This window comes from Polaribacter sp. Q13 (assembly GCF_016858305.2).
GTDB lineage: Bacteria > Bacteroidota > Bacteroidia > Flavobacteriales > Flavobacteriaceae > Polaribacter.
On the sequence record NZ_CP074436.1, the window covers coordinates 2,623,143 to 2,649,524 of the forward strand.

General features: G+C 30.0%; 20 protein-coding genes. 3 read left to right on the forward strand and 17 right to left on the reverse strand.

Annotated elements, in window-relative coordinates:
• Positions 1 to 18 precede the first annotated feature (18 nt).
• The 4 genes from JOP69_RS10855 to JOP69_RS10870 all read right to left on the reverse strand — a co-directional run bounded on the left by JOP69_RS10855 (position 19) and on the right by JOP69_RS10870 (position 5,475).
• Positions 19 to 969, reverse strand: coding sequence for a phage tail protein (locus JOP69_RS10855; protein WP_203392615.1), 951 nt, complete (start codon positions 967 to 969; stop codon positions 19 to 21).
• Positions 970 to 1,277: 308 nt separating this feature from the next.
• Entirely contained in the window at positions 1,278 to 1,673 is a 396-nt protein-coding gene (locus tag JOP69_RS10860; RefSeq protein WP_203392616.1) for a response regulator, read from the reverse strand.
• A gap of 148 nt (positions 1,674 to 1,821) precedes the next feature.
• Positions 1,822 to 2,466, reverse strand: a complete 645-nt coding sequence (locus JOP69_RS10865) for a LytTR family DNA-binding domain-containing protein (protein ID WP_203392617.1) — start codon at positions 2,464 to 2,466, stop codon at positions 1,822 to 1,824.
• A 27-nt stretch (positions 2,467 to 2,493) separates the two neighbouring features.
• Positions 2,494 to 5,475 carry a histidine kinase dimerization/phosphoacceptor domain -containing protein gene (locus JOP69_RS10870; protein WP_203392618.1) on the reverse strand — a complete coding sequence of 994 codons (2,982 nt, stop codon included), beginning with the start codon at positions 5,473 to 5,475 and terminating at the stop codon, positions 2,494 to 2,496.
• Between the two features lie 197 nt (positions 5,476 to 5,672).
• Here JOP69_RS10870 and JOP69_RS10875 point away from each other — a divergent pair, with 197 nt between their 5' ends.
• On the forward strand, positions 5,673 to 6,815 hold the full coding sequence (locus tag JOP69_RS10875) for a DNA polymerase III subunit delta' (protein ID WP_203392619.1): 1,143 nt from the start codon (positions 5,673 to 5,675) through the stop codon (positions 6,813 to 6,815).
• 111 nt (positions 6,816 to 6,926) lie between these two features.
• Here the strand turns inward: JOP69_RS10875 and JOP69_RS10880 are convergent, their stop codons facing one another.
• From JOP69_RS10880 to JOP69_RS10890, 3 genes are all read right to left on the reverse strand, one after another.
• Positions 6,927 to 7,487 carry an MOSC domain-containing protein gene (locus JOP69_RS10880; RefSeq protein WP_203392620.1) on the reverse strand — a complete coding sequence of 187 codons (561 nt, stop codon included), beginning with the start codon at positions 7,485 to 7,487 and terminating at the stop codon, positions 6,927 to 6,929.
• A gap of 4 nt (positions 7,488 to 7,491) precedes the next feature.
• Positions 7,492 to 8,259, reverse strand: coding sequence for an enoyl-CoA hydratase/isomerase family protein (locus tag JOP69_RS10885; protein ID WP_203392621.1), 768 nt, complete (start codon positions 8,257 to 8,259; stop codon positions 7,492 to 7,494).
• Positions 8,260 to 8,398: 139 nt separating this feature from the next.
• A complete protein-coding gene (locus tag JOP69_RS10890; RefSeq protein WP_203392622.1) occupies positions 8,399 to 9,730 on the reverse strand; it encodes an MATE family efflux transporter in 1,332 nt (443 codons plus the stop codon).
• A gap of 94 nt (positions 9,731 to 9,824) precedes the next feature.
• On the opposite strand from JOP69_RS10890, the gene JOP69_RS10895 reads away from it, so the two are divergent.
• The gene (locus JOP69_RS10895; protein ID WP_203392623.1) at positions 9,825 to 10,616 is read left to right on the forward strand and encodes a universal stress protein; all 792 of its coding nucleotides are present in this window, start codon (positions 9,825 to 9,827) and stop codon (positions 10,614 to 10,616) included.
• A 34-nt stretch (positions 10,617 to 10,650) separates the two neighbouring features.
• Here the strand turns inward: JOP69_RS10895 and JOP69_RS10900 are convergent, their stop codons facing one another.
• Entirely contained in the window at positions 10,651 to 13,425 is a 2,775-nt protein-coding gene (locus JOP69_RS10900; protein WP_252191110.1) for a PD-(D/E)XK nuclease family protein, read from the reverse strand.
• Positions 13,426 to 13,535: 110 nt separating this feature from the next.
• Between JOP69_RS10900 and JOP69_RS10905 the strand changes: the two genes are divergently transcribed.
• The gene (locus JOP69_RS10905) at positions 13,536 to 14,342 is read left to right on the forward strand and encodes a nitrilase family protein (RefSeq protein ID WP_203392624.1); all 807 of its coding nucleotides are present in this window, start codon (positions 13,536 to 13,538) and stop codon (positions 14,340 to 14,342) included.
• Between the two features lie 271 nt (positions 14,343 to 14,613).
• Here the strand turns inward: JOP69_RS10905 and JOP69_RS10910 are convergent, their stop codons facing one another.
• The 9 genes from JOP69_RS10910 to JOP69_RS10950 form a co-directional block, all read right to left on the reverse strand.
• Positions 14,614 to 15,597 carry an acyl-ACP desaturase gene (locus JOP69_RS10910; protein ID WP_203392625.1) on the reverse strand — a complete coding sequence of 328 codons (984 nt, stop codon included), beginning with the start codon at positions 15,595 to 15,597 and terminating at the stop codon, positions 14,614 to 14,616.
• A 4-nt stretch (positions 15,598 to 15,601) separates the two neighbouring features.
• Positions 15,602 to 16,330 (reverse strand): 1-acyl-sn-glycerol-3-phosphate acyltransferase, encoded by a 729-nt coding sequence (locus tag JOP69_RS10915; protein WP_203392626.1) that lies wholly within the window; start codon positions 16,328 to 16,330, stop codon positions 15,602 to 15,604.
• Positions 16,331 to 16,477: 147 nt separating this feature from the next.
• On the reverse strand, positions 16,478 to 16,888 hold the full coding sequence (locus tag JOP69_RS10920; protein WP_203392627.1) for a hypothetical protein: 411 nt from the start codon (positions 16,886 to 16,888) through the stop codon (positions 16,478 to 16,480).
• A 103-nt stretch (positions 16,889 to 16,991) separates the two neighbouring features.
• Positions 16,992 to 18,629 (reverse strand): choice-of-anchor J domain-containing protein, encoded by a 1,638-nt coding sequence (locus tag JOP69_RS10925; protein ID WP_203392628.1) that lies wholly within the window; start codon positions 18,627 to 18,629, stop codon positions 16,992 to 16,994.
• Positions 18,630 to 18,641: 12 nt separating this feature from the next.
• Entirely contained in the window at positions 18,642 to 21,191 is a 2,550-nt protein-coding gene (locus JOP69_RS10930; protein WP_203392629.1) for a carboxypeptidase-like regulatory domain-containing protein, read from the reverse strand.
• A gap of 407 nt (positions 21,192 to 21,598) precedes the next feature.
• The gene (gene pgi, locus JOP69_RS10935) at positions 21,599 to 23,167 is read right to left on the reverse strand and encodes a glucose-6-phosphate isomerase (RefSeq protein ID WP_203392630.1); all 1,569 of its coding nucleotides are present in this window, start codon (positions 23,165 to 23,167) and stop codon (positions 21,599 to 21,601) included.
• A gap of 6 nt (positions 23,168 to 23,173) precedes the next feature.
• Entirely contained in the window at positions 23,174 to 24,442 is a 1,269-nt protein-coding gene (locus tag JOP69_RS10940) for a peptidoglycan DD-metalloendopeptidase family protein (RefSeq protein ID WP_203392631.1), read from the reverse strand.
• A gap of 101 nt (positions 24,443 to 24,543) precedes the next feature.
• Positions 24,544 to 25,314: a DUF3108 domain-containing protein gene (locus JOP69_RS10945; RefSeq protein ID WP_203392632.1), complete on the reverse strand. Its 771-nt coding sequence runs from the start codon at positions 25,312 to 25,314 to the stop codon at positions 24,544 to 24,546.
• A gap of 102 nt (positions 25,315 to 25,416) precedes the next feature.
• The gene (locus JOP69_RS10950) at positions 25,417 to 26,334 is read right to left on the reverse strand and encodes a tryptophan 2,3-dioxygenase family protein (RefSeq protein ID WP_203392633.1); all 918 of its coding nucleotides are present in this window, start codon (positions 26,332 to 26,334) and stop codon (positions 25,417 to 25,419) included.
• Positions 26,335 to 26,382: the final 48 nt, after the last annotated feature.

Here is a 26,382-nt window from a genome sequence, read left to right on the forward strand (position 1 = left end):
ATTTATTTTGGGTTTGTATTAGTATTTAATTATATAACGTACACCGTAACTAAATGGGCGATTTTCTTTCTCACGATTACCATCTACTTGAGCATCCCCTAAAGTACCTCCATGGCCTGTACGCTGGCCTGTAATTGCTATATTATGGTTGTGGTTACCTGCGTTATCTGTTTTTTTAAATTGTTCAGAACTAGAATTATTCGGATCACTAGACTGTTGCCAACCCCATTCTTTATCTGCTCCTCCATGATCTATACCATCTGGCGTCCCATAATTACTATGACGAATATTGTGGTCATGAATACCTGCATCATTTGTATTACCATTAACATTAAAAGTGTGCGTGTGAGTTTGTGTAGATGGATCTTGAAGAGCTCTTAAACCTATTGGATGTGAAAAACTTGAATTATTAGGTGTACCAGCCCCCTTTAAATAAACACCTCCAAGGTTAGGAGCGTTCGTCGCTCCACCGAGTACAGTACGTAAAGCTGCATATTTAGCATCTGTAATACCTTGTCCATTGCATTCTACATAACCATCTGGTACGGCATCTCCTGCATGAGATAATATAGTACCAATTGGCACACCATTTGCAGCGTGTTTTGCATAGGGTACATATTCAAAAGGTTGGTCGTAAATTTGTGTATCTACACCACCGTTATTTACATTAATAATCGCTTTTAGGTTTCCGTCAGAAAAAGCAATATCACCAAAAGCAGCAACACCAACACGGGTACCTGTACCTATTACATGAGAAAATACACCAAAATTATCTGTTGTTATTTGTTGCGTTTCTTCATACAAAACAGAACCATCACTTTTTGTAATTTTAAAGGCAAAGGTTAAGGTTTTACTTGTAAGAGCAGCACTATTATTGTCTCTAGCAATTCCTTGAAAAACCATACCAGATTGTGCAAAACTTGCTAAAGAGATAAATAATAAAATAAGAGTAATTTTTAGTGATTTCATAATGTGAGGGTTTTAAATTAAATAGGGTTTTTATATAAGTTGTTGAATACAATGATAGGTGTTACCAATTTTTTTACAAAAAAAATGTCGTGAACTGCCCTGTTTTTGTCGTGAATGAACATTTCACATAAAAACAAGTTCTTATTTACCTCTAAAACTAGGTATAAACACCTGGTACTAGCGGTAATTAATATTTAATTTGAATTTGTATTTTTTTTTGAAAAAAGATCTATTTTAAGTAAAAAAAGGAAGCTATTTACTCTAATTTATCTTTAAGATGTTTTGTTGAAAATAGGTGTTTTAATTTTTTAGTTACAAGCCTTAATCAGCAATTCTTTTTTTAAAGCAACAACATTAAGTGCTAACTGTAAAGCAATAAATAATTCCTTTATATTAAAAGGTTTTCCTAGAAAACTAACAGGTTTTATTTCTATCGTTTCTATAAAGGTTTTAACATTACTAAAAGCAGATAAATATATAATTGGCATCTCTAATTGATTCCCTAACCAAATACCTGTTTTACTACCTTCTACTTTAATATCTAAAAAAACAATATCTGGTTGTAAAACTTCTATCTCATGCAATGCTATTTCTGCATTTGTTTGAGTACCACAAACGTTATACGCCAAAGTTTCTAAAGTTTCTTTTAGCAATTGTTGTATAATTATTTCGTCTTCTAAAATGTATATCTTTATGGGTTTCATTAAAAATAACAATGCTAATTTGGCATTGTTATCTCGAAGTTAAAAACTAAATTTTATATTATAAAAAATAAGTCGTGAAATGGGCTATTTTTGTCGTGAATGTTTTTTTTGAAGCAAAATAAGGCTCTTTTCAATTAAAAAATAGTGGTTAATAAATTTCATCTAAAACTTCTTTAAGATATGTTTTAGATATGGGAATGTTATTCTTGCCAATCGTTATTTCTTTTGTATTAAATGCAGTAATATAATTTTTATTAATAATATAAGAACGATGTATTTGTATAAATGAGTTAGAGTTTACTTGTTCTAAAAAGTCATTAATATTAGCTCTTAATAATTTTTCTGAATGTTTTAAATAAAGTTTTAAGTACTGGTCTTCTTTTTTAGCAAATAAAATATCCTCAACCAAAATACTAATATTTCTATCTCTATCTTTTACAGTAATTTTATTTGTATTTTTTATTTTGCTAATGGCCAATTCTACTGCTATAAATAAATCGTTATTTTTAAATGGTTTTACAATATAAGTTGCTGGTTTTGTTTTAATCGCTTTTTTTATAGTTGTCATATCATTAAAAGCGGTTAAATAAATAAACGGAATTTCTAATTGGTTACCCAACCAAATACCCGTTTGGTTCCCTTCTACTCTAATATCTAAAATGGCAATATCTGGCTTTAGTTGTGCTATTTCCTTTAACGCAGTCTCTGCATTTGTTGCCATTCCACAAATTCTATATTCTAACATTTCTAAAGATTCTTTTAACAGCTCTTGCGTTATTATTTCGTCTTCCAAAATGTAAATTTTTATTTTACGCATTTATTAAAAGTGTAAAGTTAATTTAAATCCATTTGCATTTTCTATATTCATATCTCCCTTTAACTGAGTTTTCATCATGCCTATAATTTTCATTCCCATAGATTTAGTACTTCTCTCTTTTTCTATAAAATTGCCATTATCAAAATATTCAAATAAATATTTTTCATCCTTTTTCATAAATTTTATAGTTATTTCCGGACAATCTACATTCGCAAAAGCATGCTTGTTAGAATTGTTTATCAACTCGTTAAGCAAAAGGGATAAAGGCGTAGCTTTATCCATATTTAAAGTAGAATTATCTATATTTAAACGGTATTTAACATTAAGAGGAAATAACGTTTTATAATGTATAATAATGTTTTCAATATTTTCTTTTAAAAAAACAACATCCTGGTTATTAAAACTATACAACACATTGTGAATACCTGCAATAGATTCTATTCTATTTTGGCTGTCTTGTAGTTTTGCCTTTAATTCTTCATTATTACTTCTTATTATTTGTAAACCTAACAAGCCCGAAATAATTTGAAGATTATTTTTAATTCGATGATGAATTTCTAACATCATCGCAGTTTTTATTTTTGCCTCATTTAAGGCTATTTCATTTTTTGCATATAAATTTTGTCTTTCTTTATATTGATAAAACAAATACAGCACAATGCTTGCTAGCAGTATTGATAAAAGCCCCAAAAACCACCAAGCTTTATAAAAAACCTTTTTAGAAATAACTCTTAACTCTAATGTTTTACCTATTTTTTTCCTCGCCCCATTTAATGCTTCTATTTGTAAAATATATTCCCCTGCTTTTAAATTTGCAAATAGAATTTCATTTCCCGAAAATTTTGTAAACCATTCAGATTTGTTTTTGTTATCTAACAAACGATACCTATACCGAACATCTTTAGGATTTATTTTACCAAACACAGACATTGTTGCAGAGAATCGTTGATATTCTGAGGGCAAAACAATTTCTTTTGTGTTTTTTAAAAACTTAGGAGATGTGTTAATTTTCCATCTATTTTCTTCAGCATCAAAAAATGAAATTGATGTAAACTCTGGTTGCGCTTCTAAGTTACTCTCTACCAACACCTCTGGATTAAAAAAACTAAGACCTTTGTAACTCCCCATTAAAACATTGCCTTTAGAATCTTTATAAGAGCTATATCTATTGCCTTCTAGCTCATAAACACCATCTTTTTGAGTAAACCTAACTACCTTTTTTGATGCATAATTTATAGAAACAACACCTGTATAGGTATTTAACCATAAATTTTTATTGTTATCGGCAATCATACCAACAATAGAGCCCTTCAATTCATCTTCATAGAAAAGATTTAGTTTTTTATTTACAGTGTCGTATTTAAAGATTGTACCAAAATTAGTAGAAACTAAAACGCCGTATCCTTCTTCAAAAGTTATAGAAAGTAAATCATTTTCATTTTCGAACTTATAGGTCTTAAAAGTTCCGTTTTCATATTCAAAAATCCCTTCTGTTGTAGTTGCAAATATTTTTTCACCATTAGTTGCAAATTCTTTTACTTTAACTACTTCAGAATTTTCTATTTTAGTGTACGTTCTTCCTGTAATACTGTATTTAAAAATACCCCCATTTTGATTGGCGGTAAAAATGGTATCATTTAATTTAATTATTTCTTCTCCATTTATCCTTGTGCTACGGTCTTTTATTACGTTATAATTAGCATCTAAAGTGTATAAATTATTAGAATCATTTATAATAATTGTATTGTCTTTTTCTAGATAAATATCTCTAGAAAAATTAATTGTTATTTCTTTATTGTCTAATAAAAACTGAATCTTTTTCTCTGTATTGTTCTTAATATCTACAATATAGACGCCTTCATTATCTGTAGCTACAATATATTTAGAATCTGTTAATTGTTTAATTGTTCTTACACTTTTTTCTTTTAAAAAGGTTTTAATTTTGCTTTCTTTAAAGAAATAAGATTCTAATGTATTCCCACTTAAAACAACTAAATCTTTACCAAAATCTTTGAAACTTTTTTTAGAAAAATTCTTAATTTTAACTTCATTTATTAATTCTGGTTCAAAATTATTAAAACTATAAAATTTAAAAACCTCATAATTTCCCGCTATATATTCTAAATAAGCTTCGTTATAATCTTTATTAAAATCTAATAATTTAATTAATTCAGAATTACTGTTTGTATTGGGTATTTCAATAAACTTTTTATCTTCTTCTTCAAATTTAAAGGCATTTTTATAATCATCCAAATAATAATAAAATACATCCTTATTTTTAAAAACATTGTGAATTTTCTTTGGAAAAAAAGAAATACCTTCTTTGTTTATAAAATCTTTTTGGGATATTTTCTTAGTAATTCTTCCATTTTCATCTAAAAAAAAACCTTCATTTTCAAATAACAACTTTACTATAGAAAATTTATCTGTTGTTCTTGGTTCTTCCAAAAAAGGTTTAACAATTGGAGTCTCAAAAGAAATAGAATCAATAAACTTTAAATTTAATTCCTCTAGTTCTGCACTGTAAAATTTATCTTGAGACGTTAATAGTAATCGTGTTTTATCATTTACATAATATTCTTTTGAAATTATATATTTTTCATTAAGAGAAGCATATTCTTCAACAAGATTAATTGCTAATGTTTCTGTATTGATGTAAAAAAGCTCTGCTCTTTCAGATGTATAATACAGTTTTAAGTACAAACCGAATTCCTTATGTCTAAAAAAATGTCCTTCTTTTATTTTTTTATTGAAAGTATTCGGAATTTTCAATGTAAAAAAGTTAGCACCATCAAAGCGCTGAATAATCACTTCTTTTTCTCCGAATACGTATTCACTAGAAAGTTTATTCTCTCCTAAAATCCAAAGCCAATCATTGGTGTCATAAATAGAATAATACGGATTAAAAATTACATAGCCATCTCTAGATGAAAAAGTGTTTTTACCAGATAGTATAGTGTTTTCTCGCTGAGACCACAGCATCATATTAGAAAATAAAAGTATAAAAAGAAACCTTTTCAATATGTAATTTAGATTTAGGGGACATTACCAAATATATAAAAGTATTTTTGTTTTTTTCTTTCTGATGAAGATTAATCTATAAAAAAAGTTCTATTATAAATTAAAAAAAGTTTGACTTCAAAAATTGATGCTTTTCTAAAGAACAAATTTTATATTTGCCCATGCTTTTCAACCAAATTATCGGACAAGAACACATTAAAAAACACTTAAAAGTATCTGCAGAAAACGGCAGAATTCCGCATGCACAATTATTTGTGGGTAAAGAAGGAAGCGGAACCTTGCCTATGGCAATTGCGTACGCGCAGTTTTTATTATGTAATTTTTCTGATAATGCTGATGTCTGTAACTTAAAATGCGACAAATTACAGCACCCAGATTTGCATTTTACCTATCCTGTAACTTCTAACGATAACGTAAAAAAACATCCTGTTAGCAGTTTGTTTTTAGAAGATTGGCGCAGTTTTATAGACACCCAACCTTACGGAAGTTTATTTAATTGGCTGCAACATATTGGTGTAGAGAACAAACAAGGAATTATTGGAGTCGATGAAGCAGAAGAAGTGGTAAAAAAACTTCGTCTTAAAAGTTACGAAGGTGGTTTTAAAGTGATGATTATTTGGATGGCAGAAAAAATGAACATTGCTGCCGCTAATAAATTGCTAAAATTAATTGAAGAACCGCCAGAAAAAACGGTTTTTATTTTAATTACAGAAAACGAAGGTCAGATTATAAATACTATAAAATCTCGTTGTCAGGCGCTACATTTTCCTGTTTTAAGTGAGCAAGATATTTCTAATGCACTAATTGAAAATTATCAAGTTTCCGATAATGATGCTGCTAAAATTGCACATCAGGCAGAAGGAAATTTCAACAAAGCACTGCAATTATTACAAAACGATTCTAGCGATCTTGTTTTTGAAGAATGGTTTATTGCTTGGATTAGAACTGCTTTTAAAGCCAAAGGAAATGCTGCCGTAGTGCAACAATTAATTGAATGGTCGGACACCATTGCCAAAACCGGACGAGAAACTCAGAAACGTTTTTTAGACTATTGTTTGCAATTTTTCAGACAAGCTTTATTGCTAAATTATAAATCTGAAAACTTGGTTTTTATGGAATCTAAAACCGGATTCAATCTTTCTAAATTTGCTCCTTTTGTTCATTCTGGTAATATTCTAGACATCGAAAAAGAGCTAAATGATGCCATGTATCATATAGAGAGAAACGGAAATCCGAAGATAATTTTATTAGATTTATCTATGAAACTAACTCGCTTTTTACATAAAAAAGAAGAAACGGTTTAAAAGCTATTTCCAGCTTTCGCTACTCGCTTTTTTTACCCAAAAAGGTAAAAAAGAGCTCAAACAGACCACTCAATCTGGGCTAAGCTTATTTGTTAACTACTTCTTATTCCTTTAACTAATTCCGTTTAAAATTCTTTTAGCCACATACAAATCTGCAATGGTTGGGTTTTCTGGACAGCTTTTTATTTGAATAAATTCATCTCCAGATTTCACAAAACCAGTTTGTAAAACCTTAAAATAAACACCACAAAAAGTCGTCTTCCAAAATTTCTTTACAATCGACATTTTATTAAAACGAACACCTAATTTATAACACGGTTCTCTTTGTACGGTTGCTTCTAAAATAGTTTCCCCTACTTTAAAAGTATCACCAGCATGAATTTTTGTTTCATCTAAGTCGTCAATAGTTAAGTTTTCTCCAAACATCCCCATTTCGAAATCTACATTAGGATAAACAGATTTCCAATATTCATAATGCTTTAAAGAATACCCATAGATAGCTTGTAGCACTCCTCCGTGGTTTTCTCTATCACAAATAGCATCACCCTTTACATCTTCAACATCTAAAAAAATAGGATTATCTACCGTATATTTATAAATACCTGTGGTAACTATAGTTCCTTTGTAATTTATTTCTTTTCGTTCTCCAATATTAGTTGAAACAATTTTCACAATCTTATTTTTTAAATTTCGCCAACGCTTTTTTTGTGTAATCAGATAAAACTAATTGACCAGAAACAGCAGCTCTTTCTGCTAACAAATCATCCCATTCTTCAGTTCCTTTCCATAAAACTTTTTTCATTTCTGCCAAAGCCTCAGGATCATAGGATGCTAATTTTTCTGCTAAAATTTCTACTTCATCATCCAACTCCTTTTGTGTTTCAAAAACCTTTGCATATAAACCCTTTTCTTTTGCCCAATAGGCGCTTTTCCAACTTGTGGCATCTAGCGTTAATTCTGCAGTTCCTGCAACTCCTATTTTTCTAGTAACAGCAGGTTCTATTACAAAAGGACCTATTCCTATCGTAAATTCAGATAATTTTATAGCTGCATTTTCTGTTACCAAAACATAATCGCAGGCTGCAGCTAAACCAACTCCACCTCCAACAGCTTTTCCTTGAATACTACCAACAATTAATTTCCCACAAGATCTCATTGCGTTAAGAACATTTGCAAAACCGGCAAAAAATTGTTTTCCTTCTTCCAAATTAGAAATAGCCACCAATTCATCAAAAGAAGCACCTGCACAAAATGCTTTTTCTCCTTCAGACTTTAAAATAATAACCGAAACTCCATTATTATGGCCTACTGAAATTAATTCGTTGGTTAACCTTGCTAATAATTCACTCGGAAAAGAATTGCTAGCAGGATGCCCAAATTCAATCGTTGCTATATTATTTTGAATGTTGGTATATAAACTTCCGTTTTGTCTTGTGGTGCTCATAAAATGAATTTTTAGTAAAGTTAACTTTTTATCTTGAATGACATTTAGAAATGTGGTTTTTTAGTCGATTGAGAAACCCAAAAAACTCCGTTATGAGATTCCTCCTCGTTCCCCTTTCGGAATAACAGTTTAATATATTTTAGTTCGTGGCCAATGGTAAAAACTTAGCTCTAAATCTCAAAATTAATGGCAATCCTCTTGCAATCATCCATAAGGTAAAGGCAATCCAGATAGCCGTTAATTTTAGATCGTAATAATCAAAAACCAATAATGTTGGTATAAAAACCAATCCGGTAGAAAGAATCAGTAAGTTTCTTAAATACTTCATTTCTCCCATTCCTTTAAACATTCCGTCAAAAATAAAAGTAATTGCACTTATGGGTTGCGTTATTAAAACAATCCAAAAAACATGATAAAACTGTTCTAAAACAGCAGCGTCTTTTGTAAATATTAATCCAATGAAATTGTAAAAAACAAAACCCAACAACCCAATAACTATTCCTGTAAACAAACCATATTTTAAGAGTTTATTACTTAAAACCACCAATGATTTATAATCTTTGGCTCCTAAAAATTTACCTGATAAAATATTTCCTGCACTAGAATATCCATCTACCATAAAAGCGCCTAACAACCAAATATTAATACAAATAGTATATGCCGCAATGTATTCTTTACCATAATCGGTAGCATAAGAAGTTGCAAAATATAAAGCTGTATTTAAAGCAATTGTTCTCACAAAAAGATTGGCAATCATACCTAATAAACGAGGAACTTCTTTATGAAAAGGCAATGCTATTTTTAATGGAATAGTCGTTTTTTTTATCAACAGAACCAAAGCAATAATAGCCATCGTAATTTGTGCAATAATACTTGCATATGCTGCTCCTTCTATATTCATGGCAGGGATATAGCCTTCTACTCCATACACAAAAATAATATCCAAAAAAACATTTAATAAGGCTCCTATAATTGCAATTATCATTGGGTAATAGGTGTTTTGTAAACCTCTAAAAATACCAAAAACTGCAAATACAAAAAGTGAAAAAGGAAATCCGAAAATTCTTATTTTAAAATAGGTAATACAATATTCTAAAACGGTACCCGAGGCATTATAAAACTGAAAAATTTGTTTTGCAAACGGATAAGCAATAGCAACTATTAACAAACTTCCAAAAACCACGATAGCAATAGCTTGCGCTGGTAAATCTTTTACTTCCTCTAATTTATTAGCACCAACATACTGTGAAACAATAGAAGAAATGGCACTTCTTATTTGGCCGAAAACCCAAATTAACATCGATATAAATGCCCCCACTATACCTACTGCAGCTAAGCTTTCTGTTGCATTTTCTGTAATATTACCAATAATTGCAGTGTCTGTAATAGATAATAAAGGCTCTGCAATACCCGCAATTAAAGCCGGAATTGCCAATTTATTAATATTTTTTAAACTAATATTTGTACCCAAAAGATCAATTTTTTACAAAGGTACATATCTATAAAATGTAAAAAGAAAGGTTTCATTGAAAAATAACTAACTTTGCAGCTTTAAATTTAGAACTATGAAACATATTTTAGTACCTATTGGATCTACAGAAAATGCACAATCTACATTACAATACGCCATTGATTTTGCAGAAGAAATAAATGCAAACTTATTCGTTTTTAGGGCATACAAAGCAAAATCTAAGGCTGGTAGTATGGTAAATATGACTGCAATTATAGAGCGTGAAACAAAATTATACCTTAAAACATTGGTAAGCGCTGTTAATAGAAAAAATGTAGAAATAAAATTAATTTCTTCTAAGGCAGGAATTCTTGAAAGTGTTGAGGCTATAGATAATGAACTTGGTATAGATTTAATTATTGTGGGAGCTAAAAGTAACTCAATTAAACATGGTGTTTTTCTAGGAAGTACAGCTGGTAGTTTGGTTAAAAAATCTGATTTACCAGTTTTAACCATTCCTGAAGGCTATGTTTATAAACCTATAAAATCGATTTTAATGGCATTTAAATCTGGTATTATTAAAAGTAAAACAGCTTTAAATCCTTTGGTTACTTTGGTTGAAAAATTTAATCCAGAAATAAATTTGCTATTAGTAAAAACTGTAGGATACAAAGATGAAGATTTAGTTTTAGATAAAGGATTAATTGAATTGCAAACTAAACTTACTATAACAGAAAATGCAACTACGTACCAAGGTGTTTTAGAGCATTTTAAAACACATAATCCAGATGTTTTATGTGTTTTTAGACGTAAAAGAGGTTTCTTTAAAAAATTATGGGAAAAAAATACCGTACTTAAAAAAGAGTTTTATACTCCGATTCCTTTATTAACTTTAAAAGGAAAATAAATTACACCAAATAAACATCAAAATTAATTTGGTATTAGTATTTTAAATCTGCTGGTTCTATAAAATCTACATCAAGGGTATATATCTCTCTGATGTAGGTCTTTATTTCATGCATAAATTCTTCTAATTTTTCTTCTGTAATTTCTACATCTGGTTTTCTATAATTGGATGAAAAATTGACTGATAAAAAACCACTGTTGAGATTTTTAAAAGAATAAATACCTCCTTCTAAAGGTTTCTTAAAATCATACTTTTTACTTTTTGTGTATAAATACGCATACAACATTACTTGAATGGCTTTGTGTTGTTCTTTTTCTCTTAGTTTACCAAATTCTACAACACGTAATTCTGCGCTACTAACCATACCGGTTTTATAATCTATAATTCGTAAAACACCATTTAATTCATCTACTCTATCTACCTGACCATGAATTTTTATCGGAAAATCAATGCCTTCAATTTCTATTTCTGCGGATAAAGTTTCTTCCGTTGCCAAAATTTTTAATTGATTTTTTTTATCTTTTAACAAGTCCTTTTCTTGTGCCAAAAAATTATTAACGAATCTATTTGCAACTTCAAAAATTAAACGATTTCTTCCTGTAGAAATATCTCCGTTCTTAAAAGCCTCTTTAAAATGTTTCACTACTAGATCTTTCGATTTTTTTCGCATTAAATCGATGTCGTCTGCTTGTAAAAATTTGGTAACAAAAGGCGTATACAGCTCATCTAAAGTTTCGTGAACAACAGTACCTAATGTATTGTAAGCAACGGTTTCTTCTACATCTTCAAATTCTTTTAATTTAATTATTTTTTGTTTGTAAAAAGAAATCGGGTTGTATAAATAATTAGTTAATGCAGAAGGAGAAATCCCTTTTACAGCCAATTCTTGCAGCTTTTCTAAAACAGTTTCATCCTTTTTAATTTCTTTCAATTCCACTTTTTGATTCACCACTTTGGGTGCAACCGTTTTCTGAATAACGTCTGAGCGCATCATTTCTAATTGCGTAACAAACCTACTTTTTTCTCCGCTTCCTAAAACGTCGTGTTCTGTATTATAAATGATAAATACATTTTTTGCTCTTTGCATTAATCTAAAAAAGTGATACGCAAATATGGCATCTTTTTCTCTATACGTTGGCAAGCCAAATTCTACCTTAACATCAAAAGGAATAAAAGAATTTTGCTGACTATTGGCAGGTAAAACCCCTTCGTTTGTAGAAATTAAAATAATATTTTCGAAATCTAAAACACGGGTTTCTAACATACCCATTAATTGCAATCCTCTTAAAGGTTCTCCTTGAAATGATAAACTTTCCGAAGAAATTAATTGTCTAAAAAAAAGGGCTAATGTTTTTAAATCTGGAAAATATTTAAACTCATTTTGTAATGTTTTTAACTGCGTAAAAGTGGTATAAAAGCGAAACAGATATTCCTTTTCTAATTCACCTACATCTTCTTTTAAATAATTTATTAATTTTAAAATTCTGTCTAAGAACTCATCAATAGAAGCATAAGAACTAAAAATAGAAACCAGTACTTGTTTTAAATCTACGTCTGAATTTTCTAATAACTTATGAATGTCATTTTGGTTGATAAATGTTTGGTTATGCTTTGCTATATTGTCTGAAAATGCGTCTATTTCTGGTATTAATTTATAAATAGATTGATGTTTTAAAAATCGAATTACATCTTTGTAATAAAATTCATTTACTATTGATTTTTGCAATTTATCCTGAGAAATAAACAATTGAAAAATAGAAAACAACAAATTGGTGGTAGGTACATCTTTTAACGGATATCCCATGGTAATGTTAATAGCATTGATATTTTTAGGTAAAGAATTTAACGTTATCGGCAACAACGTTTCATCGGCTAAAACCAAAGCTGTATTTTTAAAATCTGTAATTTTCTCTAAAATTTCTCCAGCATATTTAATTTGAGTCGTGTTTTTAGATGCTCCAATTACTTCTATTTTTTTAGGTGCAGAAAAGGTATCTCCAAGCGTTTGAATCTCATTTTTCTCATAGTATTTCCATTCTTTTTTATACCTTCTAATAAACCTACCTGCTTGATGATTTAATTTAAAAAAAGCTTCATCAATATCCCAATAAATTTCTGAATTCCCACTTTCTAAAACCTTTTGAAACAACAATTCTTCTGCAGTATTTAATGCATTAAAACCAATAAAAAAGAATTTTTTAGTTGCATTTTTCGCTAAAAACGAGTCTATTTTCTCACAAGATTCTCTATAAATTAAACCTTGATATCCAATATTTTTTTCTTTTAAAAATTGATAAAAAGCATTGTAATACGTGTTTAGTTTTTCTAAAAAAGAATAATGATCTTTCATTAATTCCGTCTCCGTAAACTCTCCTTCTACAGACCACTTTTTTAAGCGTTGAATATCTCTTAAATAATGAAAGATATCTTTTGTATTTGTTAAATGCTGATCTATTTCATTAAAATCTTGAATAACAGTAAATGCCCAAGAAGCGAAAACATCAAAAGTAACAGGTGTTTTCTCTAAACCTTTATAAATGGTGTAAAAATGAAATAATAACTGAATGCTATCTGCTTTTTCTATTCCTGAAATTTTGCTAATAAACTGCTCTACGTTTATAATTTCTGGTAAAAAACCAACGGTAATTTTATCTTTAAATGTTTGTTTTACAAACACTTTTGCTCTTTGAGATGGAAGTATAAACACCACATCTTCAAAAGATTTTGTGTTTTTTAAAATGTTCTCTATTGTATCAGAAATAAAAGATTGCATAGCTAAAATTGGTCTCGACTGCGCTTGACCGGACATTTAAGAGAACTTGTCTCCTCGAGCACAGTCAAGAGATTAATAATAAATACCAAATTACAATTTTTATCCTATTTTTGAGTAATCAATTTTTTAATTTTAAGAATAAAAAAATGCAAAATGAATTAAACATTGTTGGTATTCAGGCCGATTTAGTTTGGGAAAATCCTTCTAAAAATCTAGCTTTTTTTGAAGAGAAAATAAATGCGCTTTCTAAAAATACAGATCTTGTGGTATTGCCAGAAATGTTTACTTCTGGTTTTACCATGAATACTGAAAAGGTTGCCGAAAAGATGGATGGAAATTCGGTTTCTTGGATGCTAAAAATGGCTATGAAAAAAAACGTTGCTATTTGTGGGAGTTTGGTAATTTCTGAAAGGCCTTTCGACTGCGCTCAAGGTGACAAAATATTTTACAACCGTTTGGTTTTTGTACATCCTTCTGGTAAAATAGAAACCTACAATAAAAGACATTCTTTTACCTTGGCAGGAGAAGATAAAACATACACTTCTGGCACGGAAAAACTGATTGTACATTACAAAGGATGGAAAATTTGTCCGTTGATTTGTTACGATTTACGTTTCCCCGTTTGGGCTAGAAATACAGAAAATTACGATCTTTTAATTTTTATGGCAAATTGGCCGGTAACTAGAATTAAAGCTTGGGACACGCTTTTAAAAGCGCGTGCAATAGAAAATATGACTTACGTTATTGGCGTAAATAGAACAGGAAAAGACGCTAATAATTATGCCTATTCTGGAAATTCTTTGGTGATTGACTTTTTTGGTGAGGAACTTTCCAACTTAAAAAAGAATGAAGTTGGAATTGTAAAGGCTACTTTACTTAAGTCTGAACAAAATAGAATTCGAGAAAAAATGGGTTTTTTAAATGATAGAGATTCTTTTTTGTTTACTGAATAAATAAAAGGTTATAAATAACAAAAAAAAGTTGACTAGATTCCTCTTCTGTCGGAATGACACAGGATTTGTAATTAATATAAAAGCCACTTCAGTTTTAGTAACTGAAATGGCTTTTATGTATTTATTATGTTATTAGTTAGCAAACTAGTTTAGCCCTTATTGAAGTCGTTCGAATAACTGTTGATATTCTTAACCTTTTTGTTTTTCACAAAAAGATATAACCTTTCGACTTCGCTCAAGATAAACTCCTAGCAAGAAATAGCTTCTAATACTAACTAGGATTCATCATCCATTTAAATTTAAAGTCTGTGTCTGGAACTACAATTCTTTCTGTAATTCGCTGCATTCTGTCTGGTAATTTCATTAAATAATCTCTCGCTTTTTCTGCTTCTGGCGTAAGATTTGTAATTTTATCAATTTCCCAAGCTTCGTTTAGTTTTCGTAAAATGTCTACATAATCGAAACCTGTATACACACCTACTCTTTGTGCAACGATAGAAAAATCATCAAACAAACTACCTTTTGTTTCAAAAGATTCTCTTAAATGCATTGCAGGCATTACAATCTTATATTTCATCATGTGCTGAAAAGCCAACATCATTTCACTTGGGTCTATTTTAAAGATTTCTTTTACGAATTCTGTATAGGCTTTATGATGACGCATTTCGTCTCCTGCAATAATTTTAGACATTTTAGCCAAGGCTTTGTGTCCTTTTTTACGTGCAATTTTAGCTACATTGTTGTGTGAAACATAGGTTGCCAATTCTTGAAAACTTGTGTAAACAAAGTTTTTGTATGGGTCTGTAGATGTACCAATATCAAAACCATCTGCAATTAAATGTTGTGTAGAAATTTCTACTTCGCGCATATTTACACGGCCAGATAAGTACAAGTATTTGTTTAACACGTCTCCGTGTCTGTTTTCTTCGGCTGTCCAAGTTCTTACCCATTTTGCCCAACTATTATCTGGATCTTGGCTTACTCCATCTAAATCTAATAACCAAGATTCATAGGTTGGTAATGCTTCTTCTGTAATAGTATCTCCTACTAAAACAATCCAGAAATCGTCATGTAATTCTTTAGATAATTCTCTAATTTCTTCTACTTCTGTTATAAAAGAGTTTTTTTGAGAATTAGGTAAAAAATCTGTTGGCTGCCAAATTTTTTCTGCAGGAATTAAGTATTTTTCCATGAAACGATCCATACTTTTTTCTAAAGTTAGCATCACTTCTTTTCTTACGTTGTGTATAGACATGGTTTTATTTTATGTGGTCTTTAATAACCGTTTCTGTTTGTTCTAATAATTCATTAAAAGGTAATGAATTTATTTTTATTGGTTGATGTATTGTAAATGTAATTGGACTACCTAAACCTAATGGAAATTTTCCGTATCTAAAAATTTTCCACGAATTATTTATGGTAATCGGCACAATATAGCCTTCTTTATTGACTTTTGTGAGGACTTTTAGTCCGTTTATTGCAAATTTCTTAGGAATACCATCTCTACTTCTGGTTCCTTCTGGAAAAATAACAGCTCCCCAATTGTTCTCTTTAATCTTTTTTGCAAAGGTAATTAAAGCTGAAATTGCTTGTTTTGGATCTTTTCTATCTATTAATGCTGCACCTCCATGTCTTAAATTAAAGGAAATACTTGGTATGCCTTTCCCTAACTCTTTTTTGGAGACAAATTTTGGTTGCTGTTTTCTAAATGCCCAACTAATTGGAGAAATATCAAACATACTTTGATGGTTTGACACTAAAATAAGCGAACAATTTTCTGGTAATTTATGCGGATTATTAATCTTTACTACGACTCCTAAAATTAAAAGTGTTTTTGATAAAAACCAGTTCATATAATCTACCACCGTTTGATGTCCTTTATAGCCAAATAATTTTAATCCCAACCATTGTAAGGGATGAAATATGAGTAGTGATACAAAAAACACTACTACAAATATTGGGGATAATATGTAACTTAAAATTTTCATTTAAATCTAATATTAGGTTTCCGCTTAGGCAGAAAAGTTAGCTAATCTACAACCTCTACCCAAGGGTAGAAGGAATGCTTCTTAAGCAAATATTTTTCATTTTAAGGCAAGCTTCGGCCAATTAAAACCTTGGTTATCGCCCTGAGATTAAAACCAGTTACTCCAAGGGATTCTAGAAAGAATTAATAGTAAAGCAACACCATAAAAGATGGCAAAGGTTTTAAATTTTGCAGCGTCTTCTGTTTGTTTTTTGTGTTTAGACCAACCTATGGTTATAAATACAATGGCAATAATCATCATTAATGGGTGCTCTACCGCTAATAATCTTGCTGCTTTGTCTCCCATAGCTCCAGAAAAATTCGTATATCTTCCTTGATAAATATATAAAGCTACACCTATTAATAACTGTATATGTGATACTATAAGGGTAAATAAACCGATTCTTAAATCTTTATCTGTAAATGTTCTTTTTTTAATAATTCCTGTTATTGCATTAAATACTGCAAATATTAAAATTGCTAAAACAAGGTATGCCCAATAAGAATGTATGTCTTTCATTATATTTTATGATTTTTAAAGCTGTAAAGTTACTAATTTTAATAATAAAAAAACCACCTCGTTTGAGGTGGTTTTTAAAATTTGTATAATTGATAAGTGAATATTAATCATTTAATACCCAAACTCCATCTGTTTTTATGAAACTTGTTTGATAATCATTTTCTCCATTATCATAAATAACATACGTTAAAGTATATTTTTGTCCTTCCTCAGCATTCGGTGCTATATGAGGCAAGAGAAAAGATAAAGCATATGGTATTTGTACTTTTTTATCCCAATTATAATCGAAGTCTCCATAAGAAGCCAAATTACCAATTAAACTAGCATATTCTGGTTCTGTTAATTGAGAAGCTATATATGCATAATCATCATTTCTAATTAAGGTGTACTTAATAGTGTTGTCTGGAACCCAAACTGAACCATCATGACCAAACTGAAATTTAGTTTCATGAGCTACCCATTCTCCATTTGTAAAAGTAAATTCATTTCCTCTAACACTAGTAGTACTTTCAGAGAAATACTTAAAGAAAACCAATAAATCATCTCCTTCTTGAGCATAAGTATATTTGTTTTTCAAGAAAGTAGAGATATATGTATTAGGGTTTATAGAGCTAGAAAAATTATTATATTTTCCTGGTTGACCAGAATTTTCTCCCATAATATCATAATCTTCTTTGCTTAAATAGTAAACACCTTCTGATATACCCCAATCTGAACCATCGAAAGTATAATAGATGTCTTTATCTACAGAGACTCCTTCAACACCTGGTGCCTTAATAGTAGCTTTTACAATTTCATAAGTACCAGCAGATGAATCAGTAGATGTATACTTAAATGCGATGTGCACTTTTTTTCCATCATAAGCAGACAAACTGTATTCTTCAGATTCAACTGCAGTCCAACTTGTTCCATCAGGAACATTTGTTAGGTTAATCTCTTCCCAAGTAGCTGTAGCAACATCGTCTGTATAATCTGATGAAATTAAAATACTTACAGAATTATAATCTCCTTTATTAAAAATTTGATTTACTTGAAATTTTGCATTTGTAAAACTAGTTAAATCAATTTCACTAGAAACTAACCAATCTTCGTTTGCAATAGCATCAGGATAAACAAATCCTGTCATTTTTGCTCCGTAATTAGTTCCAGCCCAAACTTGGTCTCCAGAAACACTTATAGCCTCAAAATCTAATAAAGTTCCTGCGTTTACAAAATCTTTAGAGAAGATTTCTGTAATTCCGTTTACTGTTTCACCAACATATTGAGAATATCCAACTAATGCTACATCTCCTTTTTCTGGACTAGCAATGTTAGTAGTTAAAATTGCTGGTATATAATCTGAAGCTTCTTCAGTTTCGTAAAAACCAGTTGCATTGTCTCCAGCACTAGGATAATCAGCGTTAGCAAGATTATAACTTGTTGCAGAGGTATAATCTGTTACAATTTCTAAATCTGTACCGTTTTTTAACTCATAACTTAGCAATACAGAAGACTTTTTTCCCCAAGCTGGGTATTTGTTCATTAAAAACCCAGGAATCATAGACTTTGCAATATCGTTATCTTCGAAATAAGAATCGTCTAATTCTAAAGACTCATAGTCTTCATCTGTCATCGTATAAGTTGCGTCTCCTACAACTGCAGCTGGTCCTTCTGCATCAATTTGTTCATTTATATCTTCTAATGGATCACAAGAAGTAAACACCATTGAAAAAACTGCTAATAATAAAAATATTTTTTTCATGTTCTTATTTTTTTAAAATTTAACTTTTAAACCTAAACTAAATGTTCTACCAGCTCCATAATATACTTTAGCTGTTTCTGCTGAATGATAAGTCTTGTCATCAAAAGCATCAGAAATATATTCTACATCAAAAATATTATTCATTTTACCAGATAAAGTAGTATCTAAACCTGCTATTTCAAAACCATGTCTAAAGCCTAAATCAAATAAATGATAAGAAGGTAATTTCCAAGTATTCATTCTATCTTCTGTACCTTTACTAAAGTCAAAATTAGCATAGATATCACCAGCATAATTATAATCTAAAAATACAGTAGAATTTTCTAAAGCATTATAAGTTAAACCTAACGCATAGGTAGTTTGTGCAGCATCATTTACTTTTAAATCTTTAGCATTTACTATAATTTGCTTAAATAATGAGCCATCATCTTTAAGTACATCTCCTTGTACATCGCTTTGCCAAGTCCAGTCTCCTAAAGACAACATTCCGTTTAACTTTAATTTATCTGAAAACTTATAAATAAAATCAATTTCTACACCTTGGTGTAATGCATCTAACCCTGTAATGTTTGTATTTAAATACTGTCCAACATTATCTGGATCTTGAATTGATGGTGCAATAGATTTATCTAACCAAGAAGTTCTATAAAGGTTAACATTTGCAGAGAACTTATCACTTCTATAACCATATCCTATTTCTGCACTAAATACTTTTTCATTTGTAGCATCTTCATTAAAATCTACAGATTCTTTGTCTACAAATACTCCACCCGTTAAAAATGGTGCATTAGAAAAATAACCAATATTTGCAAACACATTATTTGTATCATCTAAGTTATAGTTAGCTCCACCTTTTGTTCCAAATCCTAAGAAATTTACATTATCAGATACATTTCCATTAGGGTTAGATGAATCATCTAAAAAACTAGATCTACCATATCTTGTATTAGAAATAGAAGGTGATAAGAATAATGATAAATCATTTTTACTATATTCTAATTGTGCGAAAGTTCCATATTTTAAAACTCTACCTTCATAATCTCTATTAAAACGATCTCCTACTTGTAAAGGTGCATTATAGTTGTTATCATTTGATTTAGGGTTTTGGTAAAACTGACCTCCTAATAAATCTGTAATTTCATAATAATGAGTACCTACATAATATCTTCCATCTAAACCTGCAGATAAAACTAAGTTTTCTGTTAAATTTGTTTTTAATGTTGATAAAACACCATACCACTCATGATTATTAACAGAAGCAGTAAAAACATCTGAAGAACCTAATGCTCCTCTATCTTTATTTTCTTGTACAATTCTATCATAATCGATTGGTTGATCTATATCTCCTAGCCTGTAATCGTCACTTGTAAGTTTACCAGAACCTTCAGTTCTTCTACCTCCACCTGTTCCAAAAGAAGCATAAACAACAGTTGTAACATACGTTTTATCAGAAATTGTCCAATCGTGATTTAAAGAGATTTGTGGTTTATTATAAAAGTTATAAGAATTATTTTCTACTTGTCCGTTTCTATATCCCCAATCTGGGTTAAATCTTTTCCCTCCTTGTTCTGTTGCTCTATTTTGAGCAATCGTTTTTGTAGTATATCTTTGTCCGTGAGTTTGTTGAGCCCCAATAACATTAAAAGATAATTTATGATTCGGATTAATAATTTTAGAAACATTTAAAAAGTAGTTAACCCCACTAAATTGTGTTCCATTAACGTAACCATCTCCAGAAACTTTTGCTGCAGATGCAGTAATAGCAAGACCATTGTCCATTAAACCAGTTGATACAGTCATACCATATTTTTGGTATCCATCATTCCCTGTAGACATTGTAACATTTCCTCCTTTTAAAGCGTCTGTAGATTTAGAGATAATATTAATAGTACCACCAATTGAAGGCACAGCCACTTTAGAAGCTCCTAAACCTCTTTGTACTTGCATTGCAGAAGTAACATCTGCTAAACCAGACCAATTAGACCAGTATACCGCTCCGTTTTCCATATCGTTTACAGGAACTCCGTTAATCATAACAGCAACATTTTCAGAACTAAAACCACGTAAGTTAATTCTAGAATCTCCATAACCACCACCTGCTTTTGTAGCATATACACCAGGAGTAGATTTTAAAATTTCAGGAAATTCTTGTGTTCCTAGTTTAACTTCAATATCTGCTGCTTTAATCGTAGAAACTGCCACTGGCGTTTTTCTGTCAATTGCAAAAGATGTAGCAGTAACAACTATTTCATCTAAAGCACCAAGATCTTCAACTAATTTAATTTTTCTCAAATTAGATTTTGAAGCAGAAAAAGTAACTTCTTTGGTTGTAAAACCAATAAAAGAAATAACGATAGAACCAGATTTAGCATCTGCTTTTAGCGTAAATTTTCCATCAAAATCTGTTGATGTTCCGTTTGTTGTGCCTTTTACAACAACACTTGCGCCTGGTAAAGGTTGGTTTGTATCATCTACAACTGTACCAGTAATTTTAGTTTGTCCTAAAACAGTAGCCGATACAAAAAGTAACGCTACAAATAATAAGTTTTTAAAATTTCTCATTTTTTAAATTTATGTTATTAAATGTTTTGCAAAATTCCCCTTTTTACAGACGTTTAATGTTAACTTAATGTTAAGGTTTAACAAAAAATTAAGACATCTAAAACAAAAAACTACACTCTATTAACTGAAAACGATACTATTACAACAAAAAAGAATTGTTACTTTTAAGTTATTAAAAATTTAACGTTTTTAATGATAAAATGAAAATATGTAACCAACATCTAAAAAGGAAAGAATATTAAAGTTTTGGTATTACATGAGGATGTTTTTTGCTAGTTTTATTTTAACTGAAAAAAACACCTATTTTCTAAACATGTAAAAACCTGCTATAAAGCAGGTTCTTGTGTATTATAAGTAAACCTAAGAAGCAATTTCTAAAGGAATTCTTTTCTATTAAAAATTCTTGATTAAGATTTATTCAACAATTTTTTAGCCATTTCTTTTCCTAGCTCTACACCAAATTGGTCATAACTATAAATGTTCCATAAAATACCTTGTGTAAAAATTTTATGTTCATACATTGCTATTAGTTTTCCTAAAGAACGTGGTGTTAACTTATCAAACAAAATAGCATTACTTGGTCTGTTTCCTTCAAATACTTTAAAAGGTAAAAGTTTCGCAATTTTTTCTTCATCACCAGAAAACTTTAATTCTAAATGAACTTCTTCTTTTGTTTTACCAAAAGCTAAAGCATCCATTTGACCGTAATAATTAGACATTAATTTTTTATGATGATCTGTTAAACCGTATAAAGATTCTTTATAACCAATAAAATCTGCAGGAATTAATTTGGTTCCTTGATGCACTAATTGCATAAAAGCATGCTGCATATTGGTACCTGTGCTTCCCCAAACAATTGTACCTGTTTGGTAAGTTACTTTCTCGCCATTTCTATCTACACCTTTACCGTTACTTTCCATAATTGCTTGTTGTAAATAAGCCGGAAGTTTTGCTAAATACTGAGAATATGGTAAAACTGCTTCTGTTTCTGCTCCGTAAAAATTATTGTACCAAACACTTAACAATGCTAAAATTACTGGAATATTGTTCTCGAAATCTTCATTTTTATAATGAAGATCCATTTCTTCTGCCCCATCTAAAAGTTCTTTATAATTATCGTAACCAACAGATAAACTAATAGACAAACCAACTCCAGACCAAAGAGAAAAACGACCACCAACCCAGTTCCACATAGGGAAAACGTTTGCTTTATCTATTCCAAAATTATCTACTGCTTCTAAGTTTGTAGAAACCGCCACAAAGTGTTTTGGGATATCAAAAATAGTTGCCGATTTTAAAAACCAATTTTTAAGCGTTTCTGCATTGGTAATGGTTTCTTGTGTTGTAAATGTTTTAGACACAATTACAAATAAAGTAGTTTCTGGGTTTAAAGTTTTCATCACTTCAGAAACATGATCTCCATCTACATTAGATACAAAATGAGTAGTTAATTGATTCTTATAAAATTTTAAAGACTCTACAACCATATCTGGTCCTAAATCAGATCCTCCAATACCAATATTTACAATATCTGTAATAGATTTACCTGTATATCCTTTCCATTTACCAGAAATAACTTTATTAGAAAAACTTTTAATTTTACGTAAAGCTGCTTGTATTTGTGGTTTAATATTTTTGCCTTCCACCAAAATTGGTTCATCAGAAGTACTTCTTAAAGCAGTGTGTAAAACTTCTCTCCCTTCGGTTACATTAATTACATCACCAGCAAATTGTTTTTCTATAGCATCTTTTAAATCTACTTCTTTTGCAAGATCTAATAGTAAATCAATAGTTTCTTTGGTCACTCTATTTTTAGAAAAATCTACTGATAAATCATCAAATATTAATGAAAAATCTTCTTTTCTATCTTCGTCTTTATATAAATCTTTTATCTTGATATCTTTAATATCATTAAAATGATTTGTTAATGCTTTCCATGCATTGGTTGTAGTTGGGTTGATGTTTTTTAATGCCATTTTCTTTTAATTTTGTGCTATTTTTTCTACAACTTCTGGCTCCTTAACCGGAAGTATTTTGTTTTCTAATTGATATTTAAGCGGTTTAATAAACTCTAAGTATTCAGGTATTAAACTTTTCTTTAAAGGTTCTGCTGAAGGTAATTTTTCTTTAAAAGGATCTACTTGTTTGCCATTTTTCCAGAAGCGATAACATACATGTCTTCCTTCTGTACTTCCTGTATGTCCAACCCATCCTATAACATCTCCTTGTTTTACATATTGACCTTTCTTTACATTTTGCTTTCTCATATGTAAATATTGAGTAGAATATGTACTATTATGTTTTATTTTAACAAATCTACCATTCCCTCCTCTTGTTGTAGACTCTATAACTGTTCCACTAGCTGTTGCTATAATTGGAGTTCCTTCGTTTGCAGCAAAATCGGTTCCTTTATGTGGCTTTATTCTATAGCCGTAATGTTTTATTCTTCTTTTTAAATTATAAGGAGAAGAAATTCTATACTGAAATTTTATAGGTGCTTTTAAAAATTGGCTACGCAACATATTTCCATTTTCATCATAATACTCCGGAATACCTAATTTAGAATCCGACACGTATCTAAAGGCAAATAAATCGGTTCCTTTATGTTTAAATACAGCCGATTTAATTTCTCCATACCCTGCAAATAAGGAATCTTTAATGTATTTTTCTTCAAAAACTAGTTTAAAAGAATCTCCTTTCTGTAGTTTGTAAAAATCTAAAGTCCAAGCATAAATATCTGCTACAGCATAGGTTAAGTTTGGTGATAAATGCAAACTATCCATAGCATTAGAAAGATTAGAGTTAATTTCACCTTCAACAATTTTCTCTACTGTCTTTATGGGCTGCGCATAGGCATGTGCGTCAATGATAGAATCTTTAAAATCTACCACTGTGGCATTAATTAAATTATCCTTATAAATAAAAACTTTAGCTTCTTCTAATGAATCTTTACTAGATAAAATTACATACGGTTTTCCTGCTCTTAATCTTCTAACATCAAAAACTTCTTTTATTGTTGTAGAAATTTCATTAATTTTTGGATACCCAACATGGTGTCTATCTAAAATTTCACCAAAACTTTCGCCACTTTTAATAGTATCTTGAATAAATTTATAATCATCAATTTTATACCCAAATTTATAAACTGGTTTAGGTTTTACTTTAACTGGCGCTATAACTGGTTTTTCTACCTCTTTTTTACAAGATAAAAAGGAGCTAATAAATACTAAAAGGAAGATTATTTTTTTCAAAAAATTGTGCTATTGAATGTAGTCTTCAAAAGTACAAATAAAAAAAATTCTTTAGGGTGCTATCTTTATGAACTTCCGATATCGGTTTCGTTAAAAATTTCTTAATTTTTAGAAAAAGGATTTGCTAAACCTTTGTAATGCTCTAACTCGGCTCTAAGAGAACCCACAGCCAAATCTGCTTTCATTTTAATTGGAATTTTATTAGCATCATCGGTAATCCATAGCGTAACACTTTCTTGCGCTTTAAAGACTCTACCAGATTGAACCAAAGGTCTAAAAATTAAAGTATTTATTTTACCAAATTTTGTTCTTAAAGTTTCTCTTCCTAAAAAACGTAATTTGAAAGGATATACCTGAGAATCTAAAAACATATCTATGGCAATTTCTTCTCCTTCTTTCATCTTTTTAACATTTCTATTTCTTAAATAATAAAAAGAAGAAAGTATGTCTTGTACATTAGAAAAATTTACAGAAGTGTCTTTTTGTAGGGTAAAATCTTGAACATACGCTTTGTTAGAATCATAATTAAAAGAAGTAATTCTATGTTTTTTATAGCCTCCTTCATCAATTTTTCTTTTAAAAAGATACGGTTTTACGGTATCTCTATCAAAGTAGCTTTCATAGGTATCATCTACACTAAAAAACCATTTAATCATACCAGAAGTCCAACCGGTTCCTTTTGTATGAAATACTTTTTTACCATTAAAGTCTTTTTCTACAACTTCTAAAAGGGCAGTTCCGGCTCTTAAAAATCCACTATAACTCATTTTATAACGAAGGGATTCTCCACTCTTAAAAGCAACAGAACTCTCTTGACTATAAGCCATTGTAAAGAATAATAGGGTAAAAAGTAATAGAGTATATTTTTTCATAGAAAACCAAACTTATAAAAAAGTAATGACAATTACCGTTCCAAAATAATAAAAAGCCATTTATTAACTAATTATAAATGTTTACTTAAGGAATAATTAAACTTAAAACGTCCCCCAATTTTTCAATTCTTCTTGGCTCCATAAGAACGGATAAAAAATTCTTCGCTGATATTTTGGATGCATATATTTACGCCAATTACTGCCACCTGTAGCTTCTAAATCTTTCTCTTTGCCACCAATATATTTTGCAGCTGCGTTATAATGTGCCATCACCCATTTTACATTTACCGTATAATCGTAATGACGCATAGCTTTTATTAAATCTTCGTTTTCTTGCACTTCTTTAGGCAGTTGTTTAAATTTTAAAGACAAATTAATATCATTATAATCTTCCATAAAATCGATAAAATCTCCCATATACTTTTTTTCAAAAAGATTTAATAAGGTAGATTTTTGTCCGGTTGTGTAATTTTTACCGGCTGCTTGCCAATACAAATGATTGTATGCGTTTTTAAAAGATGAATTTCTGTCAATTTCATCTCTAAAACGAACGTCTATTAAATTGATTAATTCTGTGGAAGCAAATTCTATTTTACGATACTGTGCCGATTGAAAACCGCTAGCAGGCGTTAAAGTATTTCTAAATTTTAGATATTGCTCCTTCTCCATTCCATCTGCCATCACATTAAAAGAACTGCATAACATATCAAAATAGCGACTAATTCTGCCTAAATGCATAGAGAATTTATCTGCCGTAACTTCTATCGTTTTGGCAATTTGATCAATTTCCCACAAAATCATTTTAAATAACAACTCATTTACTTGATGATACATGATAAAAACCATTTCATCTGGCTGTGTAGTTCTTGGGGTTTGTAAACCTAAAAGTGCATCTGTCTGAATATAGTCCCAATACGTTATTGGCGTACTCCAAAGCAAACCTTCTAGCATAGAATCTACAGGAACACCTAATTTATCGTATTTTTCTTCTATTGCTTTTAGTATTTCGTCTCTATTCATGTTTTTAAAAATCAAAATTTTTAGAACCAAGAGACAAGATAAACTTTA